Source organism: Nocardioides sp. GY 10127 (assembly GCF_004919085.1).
Lineage (GTDB): Bacteria > Actinomycetota > Actinomycetes > Propionibacteriales > Nocardioidaceae > Nocardioides.
In genome coordinates, this window is the sequence record NZ_STGL01000008.1 from 179,954 (window position 1) to 199,885 (window position 19,932).

The window sequence follows — 19,932 nt, forward strand, 5'->3', positions numbered from 1 at the left end:
ATGACCCGGTGCTCCTGCGTGATCTCGAGTGGTTGGTGACGTTGTCCGAGCACGGCCACGTGACCAAGGCCGCACAGGCGCTGGGCGTCCCGCAGCCCACGCTCTCCCGGGCGCTGGCCCGGCTGGAGCAGGAGCTGGGCTGCGCCCTGTTCGAGCGCGTGCCCGCCGGCCTCGTCGAGACCCCCGAGGGCGCACTCGCGGTCGCGGCCGCGCGCGACGCCTCCGGCCGGCTCCAGCAGCTCACCGCGGAGCTGCGCGCACGTCGCGACCCGGACTCCGGCCTGGTCCGGCTGGCGTTCCTCGACTCGCTGGCGACCTCGCTGGTGCCCCGCATCCTCGGCGACTTCCACCGGCTGGCCCCGCGGGTGCGGGTGGCGCTCACCCAGGAGCCCGGCCACGAGATCAAGACGGACCTCGACGAGGCGTCCGTCGACCTCGCGGTGACGTCGACCCGGCACCGCGGACCCTACGGTTGGCTCCCCCTCCAGCGGGAGCGGCTCGTCGTCATCGTCCCGCCGACGCACCGGCTGCGCCGGCGCAAGCGCGTCGGGCTGGCCGAGCTGGGCGGCGACGAGCTCGTGACCACGCCGCCCGGCTTCGGCTTCCGCGAGCTGGTCACCCGGCTCCAGGCGGAGGCGGGCACGAGCTTCCCCGTGTCCTTCGAGAGCGGCGACCTCGGGGCCATCGAGGGCCTGGTGTCCGCCGGTCTCGGCATCGGCATCGTGCCGGAGCAGTTCGCCGGCCTCACCGGCAGCGTGCCGCTCGCGCTGGACACCCCCAGCGCCGTGCGCACCATCGCGCTCACCTGGCGCACCGACCGCCCGCTGACACCGCCGGCGAGGCGGCTGCGCGCGATGCTGGCCGAGGGCTGGGCGGCCTGACCGGCCCCGCCGTCGGGCGGCAGGGCCGGTCAATGGCCGATCAGTGGCCGCGTCAGGAGGCGGTGACGGGCGCCGGACGCAGGACGCCGTCCACCCGCTGCGGCACCCCGTAGGGGTTCGCCTCGCGCGCCGCCTCGGGCAGCCACGCGTCCGGCACGCCCTGGTAGGAGACGGGGCGGACGAAGCGGTCGAGCGCGGCCGCGCCGACCGAGGTCGCCTCGGGGCGGCTGGTCGCGGGCCACGGCCCGCCGTGGGTCTGCGCCCAGGTGAACGCGACGCCTGTCGGCCAGTCGTTGACCAGCACCCGCCCGGCCAGCGCCGAGAGGGAGCCGACGAGCGCGCCCGCGTCGGGGTCGGCGTCCTCGGCGACGACCCCCGCGGCCAGGCAGCCCTGCAGCCGGGCGAGGACGCCGTCGCGCTCCTCGGCGTCCGCGTACTCCACCACGAGGGCCACGGCGCCGAAGCACTCCTCCAGCAGCGCGCTGCCCGGGCGGAGCCGGGCGGCGGGCGCGGAGAGCACGACGGCCGGCGCGTGCCAGCCGGCGCCCGGCGTGGAGACGGGCACCCGGGCGAGGACGCGGGCACCCGCGTCGACCATCCGGAACAGGCCCGCCTCGACGGTCTCGGCGATCCCGCGCGTGAGCATGACCGGCGCGGGGTCGGCGGCGACGAGGGCGCGGGCGACGGCGTCCGGCAGGCCGTGTCCGGCCGGCACGAGCAGCAGCCCGGGCTTGGTGCAGAACTGGCCCGCGCCCAGCGTGAACGAGCCGACGAAGCCCCGGGCGACCTCCTCGGCGCGCGCGGCGGCGGCCGCCGGCGTCACGACGACGGGGTTGACGGTGCCCATCTCCGCGAAGACGGGGACGACGCGCTCGCGACCGTTGGCCAGGCGCCACAGCGCCGTGCCGCCGGCCTGGGAGCCGGTGAAGGCCACCGCGTCGACGTCGTCGTGCGTGGCCAGCGCGGCGCCGGCGTCGAAGCCGGAGACCAGCCCGAAGGCGCCCGCCGGGGCACCGGCGGCGGACAGCGCCTCCCGGGCGACGCGGGCGAGGGCCAGCGACAGCTGCGGGTGCGCCGGGTGGGCCTTGGCGACCACCGGGCAGCCCGCGGCCAGGGCGGAGGCGGTGTCGTTGCCCAGCACCCCGAAGCCGAAGGGGAAGTTGGACGCCCCGAAGACCGCCACGACGCCGAGCGGCACCTGGACGCGCACGAGGTCCGCGCCGTTCACCGCGCCGGCGTCCCGGGTGACCCCGAGGTACCCGCCCTCGGCCGCCACGTCGCCGTAGAAGCGCAGCTGGCCGGCCATCCGGGCGACCTCGCCCTCGAGCCGCGGGAGCCCGAGCGCGGTCTCATCGTCGGCGAGCGCCGCCAGCTCCGCCGTGCGCGCCTCCAGCGCGTCGGCCAGCGCGTGCAGCCAGCCTCGGCGGGTGGCCGGGGAGGCCGCGGCGACCGCGGGCGCGGCGGCGGACGCGGCGGCGAGCACCTGGGCGACCTCCGCCTGGTCGGAGTCCGGCACCACCGCGAGGACGGCGCCGGTGCGCGGGGCGAAGCTGGTGGTGCTCACGACTCGGCGCCCGCGACCCGCTGGATCGCGCTCACCAGCACGCCCACGCCGTCCAGGAGGAGGGCGTGGTCGATGACCAGCGGCGGGAGGAGCCGGATGACGTTGCCGTAGGTGCCGCACACGAGGGTGACGACGCCCTCCGCGTGGCAGGCGGCGGCCACGGCCTTGGCGAGCTCGGGGGCCGGGTCGGTGGTGCCCGGGCGGACCAGCTCGAGGGCCAGCATCGCGCCGCGACCGCGGACCTCGCCCACGACGGAGCCGGGGCCGAGCAGGTCCTCCAGGACCGGGCGGACGACGGCCTCGATGGCGCGCGCCTTGCCGACCAGGTCCTCGTTCTCGATGACGTCGAGGGCCGCGACCGCGGCCGCGCAGGCCACCGGGTTGCCGGCGTAGGTGCCGCCGAGGCCGCCCACGGGCGCGGCGTCCATGAGCTCGGCGCGACCGGTGACGGCGGCCAGCGGCAGGCCGCCGCCGAGCGCCTTCGCGGTGGTGATGAGGTCCGGGACGACACCCTCGTGGTCGACGGCGAACATCTCGCCGGTCCGGGCCAGACCCGTCTGGATCTCGTCGGCGACGAAGACGATGCCGTGCTCGCGCGCCAGCTCCGCGACGCCCGCGAGGTAGCCGGCCGGCGGGACGATGAAGCCGCCCTCGCCCTGGATCGGCTCGGCGATGATCGCGGCCACGTTGTGGGCGCCGATCTGGGTGGTGATGATGTCGCGCAGCTGGGCGAGCGCCTCCGCGGCCGCGTTCTCCGCGCCGCCCGGCCACCGGTAGGGGTAGGGCGAGGGGACCCGGTAGACCTCGGGGGCGAACGGGCCGAAGCCGTTCTTGTAGGGCAGGTTCTTGGCGGTCATGGTCATCGTGAGCAGCGACCGGCCGTGGTAGGCGTGGCCGAGCACGACGACGGCCGAGCGGCCGGTCGCGGCGCGGGCGATCTTGACCGCGTTCTCGACGGCCTCGGCGCCGGTGGTGAAGAGGGCGGTCTTCTTGGCGTGGTCGCCCGGGGTGAGCCGGTTCAGCCGCGCCGCGACGTCCACGAAGCCCTCGTACTCGGTGACCATGAAGCAGGTGTGGGTGACCTTGGCGGCCTGCTCGGCGACCCGGCGGGCCACCTCGGGGTGGGAGGCGCCGATGCTGGTCACGGCGATGCCGGAGGCGAGGTCGACGAGCTGGTTGCCGTCGACGTCCACGAGGACGCCGCCGGAGGCCCGCTCGACGAAGACGGGGAGGGTGACGCCGAAGCCGGAGGAGACCTCCGCCTGGCGTGCCTCGTGCAGCGCGCGCGAGCGCGGGCCGGGGATCTCCGTGACGAGGCGACGCACCTGCTCCACCTCCTCCAGGGCGGCGGGCTGGTCGCTGTCGAGCAGAGTGGTCATGAAGGGCTCCTCGGGGTCGGTACGCCGAACGCTAGGAAGCGGCGGCGCGGGGCGCACTGGTCGGAACGTCCAAGGCCCCTGGGACGCACGGTCGGATGCACCGACCGGCGGTGGTGCGGGGTCGGTCAGGCGAGCCCGTCGGCGCGCAGCGCCAGCCAGAGGGCGGCGGCGAGGTCAGGGTCGTCCAGGTCCGCGTCGAGCAGGTCGCAGGCGCGACCCACCCGGTGGCGCAGGGTGTTGCGGTGCCAGCCCAGGGAGCGCGCGGCCGGCTCCCAGTGCCCGCGGTGGCGCAGGTAGGCGACCACGGACTCGAGCAGCTCGGGGCGGTCGCGCAGGGCCTCGACGGCGGACGCCGCCAGGGCCTGCCCGGGGGCCTCGCGGTCGGGGAGGTGGTGCGCGCCGGGGGCGCCCGGCGGCTCGGCCTCCAGGGCGGTGCGGGTCCGCGCGACGCGCTCGAGCTCCACGGCCGAGGAGACGACGAGCGCCGACTCCGGCGAGGCCGCGGCGACCCGGGCCGAGACGCGGGCGGGCACGGCGGACGCGGGCTCGCTGCCGGGCCCGGCGGGGACCAGGGCCCACAGGGCGGGGCCCCGGACCACGAGCCCGCCGATCGCCGGGTCGCCCAGGGCGCGGGCGACGGCGTCGACGTCCCCGCCCCGGACGAGGACGACGTGCACGCGCTCCCCCGGCCAGTGCGCGCCGCCGGCGCCGGCCAGCGCGCGGGCGGCCTCGCGGTGCCCCAGGTCGACGAGGACGGCGACGTCGCGCCCCGCCACCTCGGCGGCGGCGAGCCGCTCGAGCTCGCGCGCGCGGGCGAGGCTGAGGAGGGCCACCGCGGTGAGGACGACGCGCCGGTGGGCGGGGCTCAGGCGGCCGGTGGTGCCGGCGGCCAGGTAGCCCGTCACGCGGCCGCGGACCACCAGCGGGTGCAGCACCACGGTCTCCTCGCCGGCGGCGAAGGACGCCGCGGAGAGGCTGCCCACGACCTCGAGCCGCTGGATCTCCTTCTCCAGCAGCTCGGCGGAGTCCATCGCCGAGGCGGGGGCGGCGGCCTCGACCCGGGCCTCGGTGCTCAGCACCGCGGCCCAGCCCTCGAGGTGGCGCGCCAGGCGCTGGAGGAGTCGCTCGGGGACCTCGTCGGAGAGCACGGCGTCGACCAGCGAGCGCTGGACCGCGACGGAGTCCGTCAGCGACCGCTCGGTGCGGCGCGCCAGGGCGCCCCAGTACGCCCGGCTGACCTCGAGGAACGGCGTCGGCGCGGGCACGACGAGCAGCGGCAGGCCGCCCGCCTCGCAGGCCGCGGCCAGCGTGGGCGGCACCGCCCGGTGGGCCGGGCCCAGCCCGACGCCCAGGCCGGCGACCCCGGCGTCCACGAGCCGCTGGACGTAGGCGCGGGACCCCTCGGGCGAAAGGTCGAGCGCGAGCCCGGTGGTGAGCAGCAGCTCGCCGCCCCCGAGGAAGGTCGTGGGGTCCTCGAGTTCGCTCACGTGCACGGCGGTGACCGGCTCGGCCGGCGGCGGGGAGGGGTGCAGCGGCGTGAGCCGCGAGCCGAGCTCGCTGCTGAGGGAGCGGAGGGTGGGCGTGCCCGCCGGCGCCGATGTCGGGGGCAGCGCCGGGGACGGGGCGGGGTCGGCCGCGTCGCCGCTCATCCCGCCCGCCGCATCCCGCCGAGGAGCACGCGGCCGAGCTGGACGCCGCGGGGCGGGCCGCCACGTCCGAGGTCGACCGCGCAGATGCCGGCCTCCCGGCCGTGGTGGACGCACACCGCGCCGCCCTCCCAGGCGTAGCGGGTGCCGCCCCCGGCCAGGGGCTGGGGCTCGCCGCCGAGGAGGCCGCCGAACAGCCGCGCGGAGAGGTCCACGTCCCGGCTGCGCAGGTGGACGTCGCCGAGGGAGGCGTCGCCCAGCACGGTGCTCTCCCAGACCGACTCCCACCAGTGGTGGTCGGTCGCGCCCCGCGGGGACGGGGACTGCGCGGCGTCCCGCTCGCGGCCGGCCAGCAGCCGCTCGACCGGCGGGTGCCGCAGATCGGTCTGCACGAGGTGGAGGACGAGTCCGTGGGCGGCGTCCGCCGCCACGAAGGCCTCGCGCCACGGCTCGTGGTCGAGGTCCTCGCCCACGACCTGGTGGCCCCCCTCGCGCAGCGTCGCGACGGTGTCGGCGAGGTCGGGCACCACGAACGTGAGGTGGTGGACGCCCTCACCGCGGGCGGTCAGGAAGCGGGCGAGCGGGGACGTGCGCCCGAGCGGCTCGGCGAGCTCCACGAGCCCGCCGTCGGTGGCGTCCCCGACGTGGACGAGCAGGGAGCGGGCCCCCGCCGTGACCGCGCCGGTGACCGGGGTGGCACCCAGGTCGCGCCGGAAGCGGGCGCCCCAGCGCAGCGCGTCGTGGACCGCGAACGAGACGTGCCCGAACCGCACCGCCGCGGCGGGTGCTGCCGAGGGGCCCGGCTCGTCGACCGGCTCCTCGACGGGCTCCTCGACAGCGAGGAACGACGCGAGCTCGAGGTCGTGGTCCCAGGTCAGCAGGCTCATGGTCGCGCTCCCTCGCGCAGGGGCCGCACGGGGGCGGCGGAACGGATGCGGTCGTGGACGCCCTCGCCGGTGGTGGCGGGGCTCAGCCGGGCCTTGTGGACCACGCCGGTCACGGCGCTGCGGACGAAGTCGGTCGGCGCGGACACGGTGAGGAACCGGGGCAGGGCGGCGCGGGGCAGGCTGCTCTCGCAGTAGGCGAAGAAGGCCTCCACGTCGAGCTCGACCCCGGCCTCGGGCACGACGAAGACCTTGATCTCGTCCTCGCCGCCGTCGCTGTCGGGCACGCCGATGGCGGCGCACTCGGCCACACCGGGGGCGTCGCGCAGCACCGCCTCGAGCTCCCAGACGGAGACGCTCCCGCCCCGTCGGCGCACGCTGTCGGTGAGCCGGCCGGCGAAGACGAGGTAGCCGTCCTCGAGGCGGCCGAGGTCGCCGGTGTGGAACCACAGGCCCCGCGTCGCCTCGAGCGTGGCGGCCGGCTGGTTCCAGTAGCCCAGCATGAGGAGGTCGGGACGCCGGGGCCGCAGGACGATCTCGCCGACCGCGCCCTCGGGCACCGGGTGGCCGGCCGCGTCGTGGAGCTCCAGCTCGAAGCCCGCGACCGCCCGTCCGACGCTGCCCTGGCGGCGGTCCTGGAGCGTCTCGATCGTGGAGCAGGCCGCCTCGGTCTGGCCGTACATGCTGAGCACGGTGATGCCCAGCCTGTCCTCGAAGAACCGGTGGGCCTCGGGCGGCACCGGCGCCGCCAGGACCCGGGTGAGCGCGGTGCTGCCCCGGCCTCCGTGCTGGGCCGCCATGAGCGTGGTGAGGGCCGCGCCGATCACGAACGCCCACGTCGCGCGGCTCTCCCGCACGCGCGACCACCAGTCCCGCAGCGGGTGGGGGTCGTAGGCCAGGGCGGAGCCGCTCTGCAGGCAGGCGGGGAGCACGACGTGCGCGTCGACGTGGAAGAACGGCGGGACGACGTGGCCCACGTCCCCGGGCTCGAGCCCGAGCGCCGCGGCGAGCACCGACCCCAGGTTCGAGAAGCTGCCCCGCGAGAGCATCACGCCCTTGGGTGCGCCGGTGGTGCCGGGGGTGTGCAGGATCGTGGCCAGCGCGGACGCCGGGAAGGTGTGGGCCTCCCGGTCCAGCGCGGCCGCCTCGGCCCCGGTCGGCGCCGCCGGCTCCTCCACCAGCAGCAGCCGCCCGGCCGCGGGTGGCCACGAGTCCAGTCCGAGGTCGGCGGCCAGGCGGGCGTCCGCGACGATGAGGGTCGGCTCGGTGTCGGTGAGGACGTGGGCGAGCACCGGTCCGCGCAGCGAGGTGTCGACCGAGACCTCCACCGCGCCGATCCACCACGTCCCGTACTGCCAGGCCAGGCGGAGCACGGAGCTGTCGGCCACGAGGGCCACGCGGTCCCCCACGCCGACGCCGGAGGCCCGCAGCCGCAGCGCGCACGCCCGGGCGAGGGCGGCGAAGCGCGCGACGGTGACATCGCCGTCCGGCCCGCGCAGCAGCAGGGCGTCCGGGTCGCGGGCCAGCGCCTCGAGCAGGTCGACCACCGGGCTCGTGCGGCCCAGCCGGACCCCGGGGAGCAGCGCGGCACGGGACGCGGGAGCGGTCACGGCGCGGCACCTCCTCCGAGTCAGGGTGGGCATCGGTGGGGGCTGGGCCCACCCGCGGCCGACGGCCGACCGCGTGCCCGCACGGTATCGCCGACGGCGCCGCGGGCACCTCGGTGATCGACCAGCCTTTGCGGCCGTCCGCGCCCGGCTTTTGGACGATCGGCACGGCCGCCCCCACGCCCCGGTCACCCCAGCAGGAGACCCGGACACACACCCCGGACGCACCGATGGCGCCCCCCGCCGGCCGGAGCCGGCGGAGGACGCCATCGACGTCACGTCCTCCTGTGCCAGGAGGGACCTACTCGGTCACCAACCGCCCTGGGCGCGGCGGTCGTACTTCAGGTCGCTGTCGCCGAGGTCGAAGACCAGCAGCTTGGACTCGGTGAAGGTCTGGAGGAACCACTGCGAGAGCTCGCGGCCGACGCCGCTGCGGTTCGCGCCGCCGAACGGGGCCAGCTGGTCCCAGTAGTTGCTGGTCTCGTTGACGTTCACGCTGCCGTGCGGGAGCGCCTCGGCCACGCGCCAGGCGGTGGCGAGGTCGCGGGTCCACAGGGACGCGATGAGGCCCAGCTCGCTCTCGTTGGCGATCGCGATGGCCTCCTCCGCCGAGGACACCTTGATGATCGGCGCCACGGGGCCGAAGGTCTCCTCCTGGGCGATCCGCATGTCCGGGGTGACGCCGGTGAGGATCGTGGCGGGGAAGAACAGGCCCTGCTCGGTGCCGACCTGGGTGATCTCGGCGCCGGCCGCGACGGCCTCGCTCACGTGGGCGCGGACGCGGCTGAGGGTGGCCTCGTTGCGCAGCGGGCCCATGGTGGTCGCCGGGTCGGAGGGGTCGCCGACCACGAGCTCGGCGGCGCGCGCCTTGAGCTTGGCGACGAACTCGTCGTGGACGTCCTCGTGCACGATCACGCGCTCGGCGGAGGTGCAGACCTGGCCGGCGTAGTAGAAGCAGCCGTTCATCGCGCCCTCGACGGCGGCGTCGATGTCGGCGTCCGGGAGGATGATGAACGGGCCGTCGCCGCCCAGCTCGAGCAGGTGCGGGCGCAGCGCGGCGGCCTGCGCGATGCGCTCGCCGGTGGCGGTGGAGCCGGTGAAGAACAGGCCGTCGACGCCCGGGAGCGTGGTGACGGCGGCGCCGACCTCGCCCGCGCCGTGGACGATGTTGATGACGCCGGCGGGGAGCCCGGCCTCCTCGAAGATCTCGCCCATCATCGAGCAGCTCAGGGCCGAGTACTCCGACGGCTTCCAGACCACGGTGTTGCCGGCGGCGACGATGTGGGCCAGGGCGATCGAGGAGATGTCGGTCGGGAAGTTGTAGGGCGTGACGACGCCGACGACGCCCAGGGGGCGGAACGTCTGGACGAGGCGCTTGTTGGTGGTCTGCTCCTGGGTGGAGGGGAAGCTCATGCCGCGGTGGCGCAGGATCTCCTCGGGCGCCTTCTGCCAGGACGGCGCGGAGTACTCGTGCACCTCCTCGCGGGCCTCCTCGATCGTCTTGCCGATCTCCTTGATCAGGCACTGCGCGACCTCCTCGGCCCGGCGGGCGAAGACCACGTGCACCTGGCGCAGGATCTTGGCGCGCTCGATGGTGGGCAGGCCGCCCCAGCTCGGCTGGGCCGCGCGGGCGGCGGCGATCGCACGCTCGACGTCGGAGGCGTCGCACCCGGTGACGGTGCCCAGCAGCTCGTCGGTCGAGGGCGAGCGCACCTCGAAGACGTCGCCACTGCCGGGGACCCACTCCCCGCCGATGTAGGCGCCGACGGCGCCGCCTGCACCGACCCCGGTACGGGTCTCGGTCGCTGCAACTGCGTTCACTGCTACTCCTAGGTGAGGTCTGGTCTGCGGTGGGGTGGCGCCGGCCGGCTGGTGCTGGCTGGTGCTGGCTGGTGCTGGGGAGCGGGTGGTGCGGGGCTGGTGTCCCGGGCGGGCGACGTCCGTCGCCACCGCCCGCCCGGGAGGTCTGGTGCCACCCGGCCCGTGCGCCGGGTGCGGGTGGTGCGCCCAGGCTCGTCCTCGCGCCCCCGGGGGCGCATTGGCCGAGCGGAGAAGTTGCGCGGCCGCGGCTAGGAGTTCCACCAAGCCGGCCCCGGACGCGGCTCGTGGCCGCCCCGCGGGAGCGGGACGGCCACGAGCGTGGGGAGCGCGCCCGGTGGAGTCCGGGCGGAAGGGAGCCGACGGCTCAGAGGTGGGGCCTCAGCCGAGGTCCTTCGTCTTGTAGGAGAACTGCGGGGTGAACCGGGTCCAGAACTTGTCGACCGGGTTGGGCTTGCGGCCCTCCTCCTGGGCGTCCTCGACCTTGTTGACCGAGCTGAGGACGAGGCTGCCGCCGACGTAGGTGATGGGGGCCGGCGGGTACTTGATCGTGACGCCCTGGACGAGGCCGCAGTCGGTCCACTCGTCCTGCTTCTGCTGGACCATCGAGGCGAGCATCTTGCCGAACATCCGGCACGGCCCGACGCCGTTCCCGGAGATGCCGGTGATGTAGTACGTCTTCGAGCGGCCCGGCAGCTCGCCCAGGAAGGGCAGGCCGTCGTAGCTGCGGTCCACGGCACCCGACCAGGTGTGGGTCACCTTCACGTCACCGGCGCGCGGGTGGAACCGCTTGAACTCGCGGAGGTTGATGGCCGCGTGCTCCTTGTCGTCGATGAACTTCTGGGCGAAGCGGTTCTTGTAGGACAGACCGCCGCCGGAGTGGCCGTACATGATGCGGCCGTCGGCGGTGGTGCGACCGCTGCGGATCGTGAGGCGGCCGTTGGTGACCGCGACGCCCGAGTTGAAGTCGCTCTTCGCCAGCTCGCCCTTCGGGTCGAGCGGGGAGGTGACGGCCACGTCCGAGCCGACCAGCACCGTGGCGCGGCGGAGCTCGGGCATGCCCGAGAGCCAGGCGTTGGTGGCCAGGACGACGGAGGGGGCGCGGACGCTGCCGAGGCGCGTGCGGAGCAGGCCGGTGTCGCGGTCGTGCTTGATGACGGCGGAGTGCTCGAAGACCTTCACGCCCTTCTCCAGCGCGATGGTGCGCAGGGCGCGGGCCAGGCGGGCCGGCTGCACGGTCGCCGCGGTCTCGTCGATGACGCCGGCGAGGTGGATCTCGGACTGCGTGTACTTGAACAGCTCCTCGGAGTCGAGGACGCGGTACATCTCGCGGCCGTACGGCTTGAGCGAGTCGATGGTCGGCATCCAGGAGTCCAGCTGCGACTCCGAGGTGGCGGTCCAGACCCAGCCGGCCCGCTTGAAGTGGATGTCGAGGCCGTGCTTGCGGGTGATGGTGTCGAGCTCACCGATGGCGTCGTTCGACTGGTCGGCGAGCCACACGGCCCGCTCCTTGCCGATGCGGGCGGCCAGGCCGCCGATCTTGCTCCAGTAGTTGAGCGCCATGCCGCCGTTGCGGCCCGAGGCACCCGCGCCGCAGATGTTCGCCTCGAGCACCACGACCTCGAGGTTCGGGTCGCGGTCCTTCAGCTCGATGGCGGTCCACAGACCGGTGAAGCCGCCGCCGACGATCGCGACGTCCGCCGACATCGGCTCCTCGAGCCGCTGGGACTCCACGGGGCCCTCGGCCTCGAGCGCCTCCTCGATCCAGTAGCAGCGGCCGGCGCCGCCCCACTGGTCGGCGACGTCCCACCCGGGCTCCTCCCGGTAGGTGCCGACGTTGCCCTTGTTCCTCGTGAACATGTCCTGATCTCCTTCGCGTGTGTAGCCAGGTCGAGCGGCGCTCAGGCGTCGAACGAGTACTGGGGGTAGTACCGGCGGACGTAGGCCTCGGTGAGGTAGCCGTCCTCGAGGTCGTCCTTGATCTGCTCCACGGGGCGCTCGGCGGGGTCGCCGTAGCCGCCGCCACCGCCGCCGTGCTGGACGAGCACGGACCCGGCGGGCACCGGCATGGCGGTGACCTTCTCGAAGTAGGTCAGCTCGTCGCTGCCGGGGTACTGGATGGCGCGGGTGTTCGGGACGCCGACCAGGCCGCCGTCCAGGCCCCAGGGGGCGGTGCGCATGCGCTCGGACGGGGCGGTGATGAAGCCGTCCTCGAGGACCCGGACCTTGAACTCCTGGCCGAGGCCGCCGCGGTGCCGGCCGGCGCCGCCGGAGTCCGGGGTGAGGTCGTAGCCCTCGACCCGCCAGGGCAGGCGGCTCTCGAGCACCTCGGCGGGCACGAGCTTCATGTTCGCGGCGACGACGTGGAACATGCCGCTCGCGCCGTCGGCGTCGCGGTTGCCGCCCAGACCGATGGAGTGGATGGTCGCCTCCGACCAGGGCTCCTCGGCCCCCTCCTGCTCGCCCCACCAGATCGTCACGTTGACGTCGCCGGAGCTGCAGGCGGGCACCCGCTCGGGCAGGGCCTTCGACAGCGCCTCGTAGATGACCTCGACGGCCTGGCCGCCCATGTAGTCGGTGAGGTAGGAGGGCGCCGGCGGGAGCGGGTGGAACATCGAGCCGGGGCGGGAGACGATCTCGATCGGGTCGTAGAGGCCCTCGTTCGGGGACTCGTGCGCGCCGGCCAGCATCGAGATCGCGACGCGGGTGGCGGCCACCGTGGTCGGGAAGCAGGAGTTCATCGGACCGCCGCGGGCGTCCGGGACCTCGGAGTAGTCCACGCGCACCGTCGAGCCGTCGATCTCGACGGTGATGTCGAACGGCACGGTCTCGTCGACGATGCCGTCGCCGTCCATGACGCCGGTCGCGGTGTAGCGGCCGTCGGGCAGCTGCTCGAAGTAGGAGCGGACGACGCGGGCGCCGTGCTCGTAGATGCGCTGGACGGCCTGGTTGAAGTCGTCCTTGCCGATCCGCTCGACCAGGCGCAGGAGGCCCTCGCGGCCACTGCGCAGGCAGGCGAGCATCGCGTTGAAGTCGCCGGCCACGCTGGTGGGGAAGCGGGTGTTGGCCAGGACGATGCGCCAGATGTCGTCGACGCGCTCGCCCTGCCGGTACAGCTTCACGCCGGGGAACTGCATGCCCTCCTGGAACACGTCCGTGGAGTCCGTGACGTACGGCTCCTTGGCCGCCAGGTCCTGGACGTGGGCGCGGACCGCGGCGTAGCCGAGGAGCTCCCCGTCGAGGTAGACCGGCGACACGACGCCGCCGTCCTGCGGGTGGCCGCCCATCTGGTACGGCACGTTGTACATGATCACGTCGCCGTCGAGGACGTTCTCCGGCCCGCCGACCGCGCGCACCGCGGCCTCGACCATGAAGTTCAGGTTGCCCATGAACAGCGGCAGCGTCGGCGACTGGGCGAGCATCCGGTAGTCGGTGTCGTACAGCGCGACCGCGAAGTCCAGCAGCTCGTAGATCGCGGCGGAGTAGGACGTGCGGATCATGGTGAGCCGCATCTGGTCGGCGGCGGCGTTCAGGCCGTGCCGGACCACCTCGGTGGTGATGGGGTCGAAGTCGGACTCCGACTCCACCTGACCCAGGCCGGAGCTGAAGACGATCTTGCGGACCTCGCCCTCGTAGTACGTCCGCGCCCGTCCGTGCACGGTGGCCATGGCCTCGATGGCGTCCATCGGTGGCACCTTTCGTGTGGCGGCTCCCGGGGGAGCCTGGTCGGTGGGGTCAGGCGTCCCGCGGCGTGCGGCGGAGCACGACGGTGCCCTCGGCACCGTGGTGGACCGTGTAGCCGGCGTCGACGTAGGTGGTGGTGGTCGTCTCGGTCATGATCAGCGGGCCCGGACGCCCCTCCTCGATGGCCTCGCGGGCCACGACGGCGAACTCCATCCACTCCTGGCGCTGGAAGGACCAGGCGCGGCAGGAGCGGTCGGCGGGCGGCTGCTCAGAGGTGGCCGAGCTCGCGGGCTTGCGGGCCGGGAGCGGGCTCCGGTAGGCGGCGCGCACGGTGACGACCTCGACCGGGTCCTCCAGCTCGTGGCCGAACGCGGCGACGTAGGCCTCGGCGAAGCGGCGGGCGGTCTTGTCGACGGCATCGAGGACCTGGGTGCCGTCCCAGGCCAGGTCGATGGTGAGCGCGTACTCCTGGCCGGCGTAGCGCAGGTCGACCTGGGCGATCTTCTCGGCGGTGGCCGGGTCCGCGCCGAAGCGTCCGCCCATCTCCTCGAAGAGGTCGCTGAGGACGGCGGCGATCCCGTCGACGGCCGACTCCTCGAGCATCGCCAGGTGGGTGCGCGAGGAGGAGGCGGTGAGGTCGGCGCCCAGCAGGCCCCACGCGGAGAAGTTGCCCGCGTAGGCGGGGACGAGGACCTCGTCCATGTCGAGCTCGTCGGCCAGCAGCGTGCCGAAGAGCGGGCCCGCGCCGCCGAAGGGCATGAGGACGGCGCGACGGGGGTCGCGGCCCTGCTCGATGCTCACCGAGCGGATGGCGTTGGCCATGTTGGCGGTGACGATGCGGATGATGCCGACCGCGGCCTCGGCCGGGGTCATGCCCAGCTGCTCGGCGATGGGGGCCAGGGCCCGCTCGGTGGCCTCGCGGTCCAGCAGCAGGCCGCTGGAGAGCTCGCCGAGGCCGAGCATGCCGAGGTAGAACGCGGCGTCCGTGGTGGTCGCCTCGGTGCCGCCGCGGCGGTAGCAGGCGGGGCCGGGGACGGCGCCGGCGCTGCGCGGGCCGACGCGGAGCAGGCCGCCGGCGTCGACGGCCGCGATGGAGCCGCCGCCCGCGCCGATGGAGCGGACGTCGACCCAGTCGGTCTGGAGGGGGAAGCCCTCGATGTCGCCGGCGTGCAGCACCTTCGGCCGGCCCTCGACGATGAGCGCGGTGTCGAAGCTGGTGCCCCCGACGTCCGCGGTGATGACGTCGCCCAGGCCGAGGCGGCGGGCCAGCTCGCCCGCGCCCTCGGCGCCCGCGACGGGGCCGGACATGATCGTCTCGAAGGCCCGGTCGTCGGCGTGCGAGAACGGCACCGAGCCGCCGCCGGAGCGGGTGATGAGCGAGCGGCCCTCGAAGCCGCGCTCGGTGAGCGAGGCGTCGAGCCGCGTGAGGTAGTCGGACATCCGCGCGGTGACGAAGGCGTTGACCGCGGCGGTGCTGGTCCGCTCGTACTCGCGGTACTCCCCCGAGGCCCGGTGCGAGAGCGAGACGACGCCGGTGAAGCCGGCGGCGCGCAGCGCCTCCTCGACGGCGATCTCGTGGGCCGGGTTGGCGTAGGCGTTGAGCAGCGAGACGGCGATGGCGTCCACGCCCTGCGCGAGCAGCTGCTCTAGGACGGCGGTCACCTCGGCGGCGTCCAGCGGCGTCTCGATGGTGCCGTCGGCGGCGATGCGCTCGTCGACGGTGAGCCGGCGGCGTCGGGCCACCAGCGGCTGCGGCGGCGTCCAGAACAGGTCGTACGGGTCGCCCTTGTCACCGCGGCGGATCTCCAGCGCGTCCCGGAAGCCCTTCGTGGTGATGAGGCCGACGACGGCGCCGCGGCGCTCGATCAGGGCGTTGAGGCCCACGGTCGTGCCGTGCAGGAAGTAGGCGGACCGGGCGAGGCCGTCGCCGGGGATGCCCACGTCGACCGCGTCCAGCACGCCCTGGTCGGGCGAGGCCGGGGTGGTCGGCTGCTTGGCCACGTGCAGCTCGCCGGTCTCGTCGTCGTAGAACAACAGGTCCGTGAAGGTCCCGCCCACGTCGACACCGAATCTGGTCGCCACTGCGCCCCCTCGTCACTCGTCTGATCCGCTCTCGGATCCGTGCTCCGAGTCTGTGAGGAGGCGCCCCGCGTCGGCACCGTGCGAAGTGAGGACGGGCCGGGCCCGGCTGTTGCTTCCCACAAGGCCGCCCGTGGCGCGCTCGGCGCGCCGCGGACCCGGCGCCCGGGCCGCGCCGGGCGCCGCAACATCCGCGTCACACGGCGCGGCGGCGACCCGTCACGGGCCCCGGGGCCAGGAGGTGCACGGCGCCCTGGAGGCCGAGGAAGGCGAGGGCCAGGACGACGGCCGTCACCGTGCGCCAGGAACCGATCGTGGCGCCCGCGAGGCTCGCGCCGACGACCTCGCCGACCGCCCAGAAGAGCAGCACGGAACCCGAGACGGCGCCGGGCGCGAGGCCCCGGGACGCCACGGCCCGGTTGATCCCGGCCATGACCGGCGTGAGCATGATCGCCGCGCAGGCCATCGAGGCCACGGCGACCGCGACGACCACCCCGGCCCGGGTGGCGAACGCGAAGACGAGCATCGCCACGGCGACGACCGCGAACGCGACGCGCAGGGACGAGCCGATGCCGGCCCGGTCCGCCCACGCGCCGGCCAGGGGCCCGCCGACGATCTGCAGGAGCCCCACCGCCAGGAGGCAGCCGGCCGCGACCCCGGCGCCGGCGCCGAGCTCGTCGAGGCGCAGCGGCATCCACACCGTGTAGGCGCCCATGACGACGGCGAGGAGGGCGAAGACCCAGGTGATCGGGGTCCGGGCGGGGACGAGGAGGTCGTCCAGGCCGCCGACGGTCGTGACCCGCGCGGGGCTGGGGATGAGCAGCAGGGAGAAGGTGGCCAGGACGGCGAGCACCGCCACCGTGACGAACGCCGAGCCGCGGCCCGTGTGCACCGCGAGCCAGCCGAGGCCCGGGCCGAGCAGCTTGCCGGTGACCGCCGCCGAGAGGATGGTGCCGATCACCGCGCCCTGCCGCCCCAGCGAGGTGGACGACGCCACCCAGGCCAGCGCACCGGACCAGGTGAGCGCTGCCGCGGCTCCCTGGAGCAGCCGGGCGACCACGAGGCCGGCCGCGGAGTCGGCGAACGCCAGCATGAGGCCGGAGGCGGCCAGCACCAGCGCGCCCGCCAGGACGACGATCCGCGGGCCCAGCCGCAGGGCCAGCCGGCCGCACGGCAGCGCGCAGACCACCAGGCCCAGCGAGTAGCAGGCGACGATGAAGCCGAGGGTCGCGCTGCTGAGGCCGAGCGAGGACCGGAGCGTCGGCAGCAGCGGCGCCACGGCCGCGTAGCAGGCGTTGTCCAGCATGAGGAGGATCGCCAGCACCGGCAGCCGGCGGGCGATCGCCCCGTCGTCGACCGGGAGCGTGGCGGCCCCCGCGCCGACCGTCACGGTCGGGCGGCCCGGGCAGAATTCTGGGCAGAATCCTGGGCAGAATCCTGGGCCGACTGCTGAGCCGCCTGCTGGGCGTCGTGCTGCATCCAGCGGAGCAGCTCGGCGACCCGGGTGGCGGTGAGGCCCGGCGCGTCCGCGTCGTCCACGACGAAGGAGCCACCGGAAGCGGCCAGCTCGCCGAAGGCCGCCTCGGGCGCCTGGCCGGTGGCGAGGTCGGGGTAGACCGACCCGGCGAAGCTGAACATGGTGGGCAGGCCGCCGAGGTCGGCGGAGGCGAGCGGACCGGTGATCGCCAGGCGCCGGGCGAACCCGGCCGTCACGGCGAGGTCGATGTCCTCGGCCGACGCTGCCCCGGCGGCCCACAGGCTCACGGCCTCCCGCAGGAGGGCGAACTGGAGCCGGTTGCCGAGGAGGCCCGACTGGTCGTGCCGGAGCACGACGGGGCTCTTGCCCAGGCGCAGCAGCAGGGCGCGCAGCTCCTCGAGCAGCTCCTGGCCGGTGCCCTCGGGCGCCGAGAGCTCCACCAGCGGGACGAACGGGGCGGGGAACCAGAAGTGCATGGCCACGTAGCGCTCGGGGGTGCTGCTGGCGGAGGCGAACACGCCCGCCGTCTGGCCGCTCGCGGAGGCCAGGATCGTGCGCGGGGCGCAGACCTTCTCGGCCTCGGCGAAGAGGTCGAGCTTCACGGAGACGTCCTCGACGACGGCCTCGACCAGGAGGTCGGTGTCGCCCACCGCCGCGAGGTCCGTGGCCAGCGAGAGCCGCGCCAGGGCGGCGGGCACGTCGTCGCCGTCCACCAGGAGGCCCTCGGCGGCGAGCTGGGTCAGCGAGTCCTCCACCGCCGACCGGCAGCGAGCCAGCGAGGCCTCGCTGCGCCCGACCACCGTGACCGGGAGTCCTCCGCGGGCGAACACCGCCGCGATCCCCGAGGCCATCCGACCCGTCCCGACGACGACGACCGACTGCACGTCCACGACTGCTCCCCGCTCTCCCGGTCGGGTCTCCCCCGACCTCCGCTGCTGGCGCCGCACCCGTTGGCGCGGACGCGCCCAGAGTGTCGAGCGGGCGGGGTAGAGGGCGATGGCGGACAGTCCAAACCTGCCGGTGGGCGTTGGGGGGAAGACCAAGACGGGACGTCCCGGACGGCCCGTCGGGCGGCCGGTCGGAGGGCCGGTCGGAGGACCCGGGAGGTCGCCCGTAGCCGGGGAGCCTGGCCGTCGTCCTCGCATTTCCCCTGACCAGGCCATATTTCCCGGTTGTTTCCACAGGTCCCGGATGAGGCGGGACTGTTACGTCTTCACCCCATCAGAATCTTTCGCTCGGATCCTCTGGCGCTCATCAGACAAGTGTGCAAAATACGTTTGTATTGAGATTCGGCGGTCGACAGGAGTGGGTCCATGACCGAGCGGCACAGCACGACCATCGAGGAGCTCAGCGGGGTCCCGGACCTCGGGCTGGAGCTCCTCGTCAACGGCGCCGGCGCCAGGAGCCCCCTGCGCGGCGCCCGCACCGTCGAGGCCCGCGACCCCGCCGACTGGGTCGACGAGGGGTGGCTCGTGATGACCACCGGCGCCGCCTTCGACGCCGGTGACACCGGGCCCCTGCGCGAGTACGTCTCCGCCCTGGCGGCCCGCGGCGTCGCCGGCATCGCCTTCGGCACCGGCTACCGCCACCACGTGGCCCCGCAGGCGCTGGTCGAGCAGGCCGAGCGCTCCGGCCTCCCGCTGCTCGTCGTGCCCCCCACCACCCCGTTCTGGACGGTCGAGGCCGGTGTCAACGGCCAAGCCCTGCACCAGGAGCTGCGCCGGACCTCCCGCCTCGCCTCGATCCAGCAGACGCTCGTGGACGCCCTGACCCGGCCCGACCCCGAGGACTCGATCCTCCAGCTCCTCAGCCAGCACCTGGACGTCGACTGCGCGATGGTCGACCGCCGCGGCGAGGTGCTGCGGCACGCCGGCGGCAGCGACTGGTCCGACGTCCAGGTCCCGACCTCCGTGCGCTGCGCCCAGCGCTCCACCCGCTTCGAGACGACCTCCGGCGCAGCGGCCGCCTGCTTCCCGCTGCCCTCGATGCACGGCGCCCTCGTCGTCGCGGCCCGGCGCAACGCCGCCCTCCCGCAGATCGTCGACCGGGCCTGCGGCCTGGCCGCGACGCTGCTGGCCGCGTGCAGCCGCCTGGACCAGGAGTCCCGCCGCCGCGAGTCGGCCGCCCGCTCCGCGCTCCTCACCCTCCTGCTCCAGCCGCTCGAGCGGGTCGAGGCGCGGATGGCCGAGTCCCAGCTCGAGCAGCACGGCATCGACCTGCACGACGGGGTGGCCGTCCTGGCCCTCTCCCACGACGGCTCGGCGGGCGTCTCCGCGCTCGCCGCCCGGGTCGAGGAGCTCTTCGACAGCTTCGCCGTCCCGTTCCTCGCGGCCGTCGACGGCCAGCAGGTCCTCGTCCTCGTGGCGGCGGCCGACGCCGAGAACGGCCGGCTCCTGCGGCTCCTGGCGTCCCGCGACGGGATGCGCGTCGGCCTCGGCCGCGCCACCACGTCCATCTCCTGCATCCGCCGCTCCGCCACCGACGCCCGCCTCTGCGTGCGCCAGGCGGGGGCCGAGGTCAGCCTGGTCCGCTACGACGACCTCGACCTGGTGACCACGCTGATGAACGAGGTGCCGCTGGACCGGATCGGGCCCAAGCTCGCCGAGTGGCGCGCCGTGCTGGAGAGCCACCCGACGCTGCGCGAGACGCTCGCCTGCTTCCTCGAGAGCGACCTGGACGTCGGGCGCACGGCCGAGTCCCTGCACCTGCACCCCAACTCGGTGCGCTACCGCCTCGCCAAGTGCGAGGAGGTCCTCCAGGTGCAGCTGCGCCGGTCGGCGACCATCGTGGCGCTCCACCTGGCGCTCTCCGACCAGCTCGTCCTCGAGGTCGAGCCCGCGGTGGCGCTCGGTTCGTGAGCACCGCACCGCCCCCGGCGCGCCGCACCTGGCCACCGTCGGGGGAGACTGACGA

At 74.9% G+C, this 19,932-nt stretch carries 13 protein-coding genes; 2 read left to right on the top strand and 11 right to left on the bottom strand.

The window, feature by feature from the left end:
• Positions 1–8: 8 nt before the first annotated feature.
• On the top strand, positions 9–881 hold the full coding sequence (locus E8D37_RS15515) for a LysR family transcriptional regulator (RefSeq protein WP_136570734.1): 873 nt from the start codon (positions 9–11) through the stop codon (positions 879–881).
• Between the two features lie 52 nt (positions 882–933).
• Here E8D37_RS15515 and E8D37_RS15520 read toward each other — a convergent pair whose 3' ends face one another.
• From E8D37_RS15520 to E8D37_RS15570, 11 genes are all read right to left on the bottom strand, one after another.
• A complete protein-coding gene (locus E8D37_RS15520) occupies positions 934–2,445 on the bottom strand; it encodes an aldehyde dehydrogenase family protein (protein ID WP_136570735.1) in 1,512 nt (503 codons plus the stop codon).
• Positions 2,442–3,824 carry a 4-aminobutyrate--2-oxoglutarate transaminase gene (gabT, locus tag E8D37_RS15525; RefSeq protein ID WP_168929777.1) on the bottom strand — a complete coding sequence of 461 codons (1,383 nt, stop codon included), beginning with the start codon at positions 3,822–3,824 and terminating at the stop codon, positions 2,442–2,444. The genes E8D37_RS15520 and gabT overlap by 4 nt, the downstream gene beginning before the upstream one ends.
• Positions 3,825–3,949: 125 nt before the next feature.
• Positions 3,950–5,473 (bottom strand): PucR family transcriptional regulator ligand-binding domain-containing protein, encoded by a 1,524-nt coding sequence (locus tag E8D37_RS15530; protein ID WP_136570736.1) that lies wholly within the window; start codon positions 5,471–5,473, stop codon positions 3,950–3,952.
• On the bottom strand, positions 5,470–6,357 hold the full coding sequence (locus tag E8D37_RS15535; protein WP_136570737.1) for a VOC family protein: 888 nt from the start codon (positions 6,355–6,357) through the stop codon (positions 5,470–5,472). The genes E8D37_RS15530 and E8D37_RS15535 overlap by 4 nt, the downstream gene beginning before the upstream one ends.
• Complete coding sequence (locus E8D37_RS15540; RefSeq protein WP_168929778.1) at positions 6,354–7,964, bottom strand: AMP-binding protein; 1,611 nt, start codon at positions 7,962–7,964, stop codon at positions 6,354–6,356. Before E8D37_RS15540 ends, E8D37_RS15535 begins: the two co-directional genes overlap by 4 nt.
• Positions 7,965–8,270: 306 nt before the next feature.
• Positions 8,271–9,782 carry an aldehyde dehydrogenase family protein gene (locus tag E8D37_RS15545; RefSeq protein ID WP_206055783.1) on the bottom strand — a complete coding sequence of 504 codons (1,512 nt, stop codon included), beginning with the start codon at positions 9,780–9,782 and terminating at the stop codon, positions 8,271–8,273.
• A gap of 378 nt (positions 9,783–10,160) precedes the next feature.
• Complete coding sequence (locus tag E8D37_RS15550) at positions 10,161–11,639, bottom strand: FAD-binding oxidoreductase (RefSeq protein ID WP_136570739.1); 1,479 nt, start codon at positions 11,637–11,639, stop codon at positions 10,161–10,163.
• A gap of 41 nt (positions 11,640–11,680) precedes the next feature.
• Complete coding sequence (locus tag E8D37_RS15555) at positions 11,681–13,465, bottom strand: hydantoinase B/oxoprolinase family protein (protein ID WP_206055784.1); 1,785 nt, start codon at positions 13,463–13,465, stop codon at positions 11,681–11,683.
• Positions 13,466–13,514: 49 nt separating this feature from the next.
• A complete protein-coding gene (locus E8D37_RS15560; protein ID WP_136570740.1) occupies positions 13,515–15,545 on the bottom strand; it encodes a hydantoinase/oxoprolinase family protein in 2,031 nt (676 codons plus the stop codon).
• Positions 15,546–15,738: 193 nt separating this feature from the next.
• On the bottom strand, positions 15,739–16,932 hold the full coding sequence (locus E8D37_RS15565; protein WP_136570741.1) for an MFS transporter: 1,194 nt from the start codon (positions 16,930–16,932) through the stop codon (positions 15,739–15,741).
• Positions 16,929–17,909: a 3-hydroxyacyl-CoA dehydrogenase family protein gene (locus E8D37_RS15570; protein WP_168929779.1), complete on the bottom strand. Its 981-nt coding sequence runs from the start codon at positions 17,907–17,909 to the stop codon at positions 16,929–16,931. The genes E8D37_RS15565 and E8D37_RS15570 overlap by 4 nt, the downstream gene beginning before the upstream one ends.
• Before the next feature lie 423 nt (positions 17,910–18,332).
• Here E8D37_RS15570 and E8D37_RS15575 point away from each other — a divergent pair, with 423 nt between their 5' ends.
• The gene (locus tag E8D37_RS15575; RefSeq protein WP_136570743.1) at positions 18,333–19,877 is read left to right on the top strand and encodes a PucR family transcriptional regulator; all 1,545 of its coding nucleotides are present in this window, start codon (positions 18,333–18,335) and stop codon (positions 19,875–19,877) included.
• Positions 19,878–19,932: the final 55 nt, after the last annotated feature.

What these genes read in the sequence shown, in the direction of transcription:
- gabT (WP_168929777.1), bottom strand. Translation starts at nt 3,824, where the DNA reads ATGACCACTCTGCTCGACAGCGACCAGCCCGCCGCCCTGGAGGAGGTG.
- E8D37_RS15530 (WP_136570736.1), bottom strand. Translation starts at nt 5,473, where the DNA reads ATGAGCGGCGACGCGGCCGACCCCGCCCCGTCCCCGGCGCTGCCCCCG.
- E8D37_RS15535 (WP_136570737.1), bottom strand. Translation starts at nt 6,357, where the DNA reads ATGAGCCTGCTGACCTGGGACCACGACCTCGAGCTCGCGTCGTTCCTC.
- E8D37_RS15550 (WP_136570739.1), bottom strand. Translation starts at nt 11,639, where the DNA reads ATGTTCACGAGGAACAAGGGCAACGTCGGCACCTACCGGGAGGAGCCC.
- E8D37_RS15555 (WP_206055784.1), bottom strand. Translation starts at nt 13,465, where the DNA reads ATGGACGCCATCGAGGCCATGGCCACCGTGCACGGACGGGCGCGGACG.
- E8D37_RS15575 (WP_136570743.1), top strand. Translation starts at nt 18,333, where the DNA reads ATGACCGAGCGGCACAGCACGACCATCGAGGAGCTCAGCGGGGTCCCG.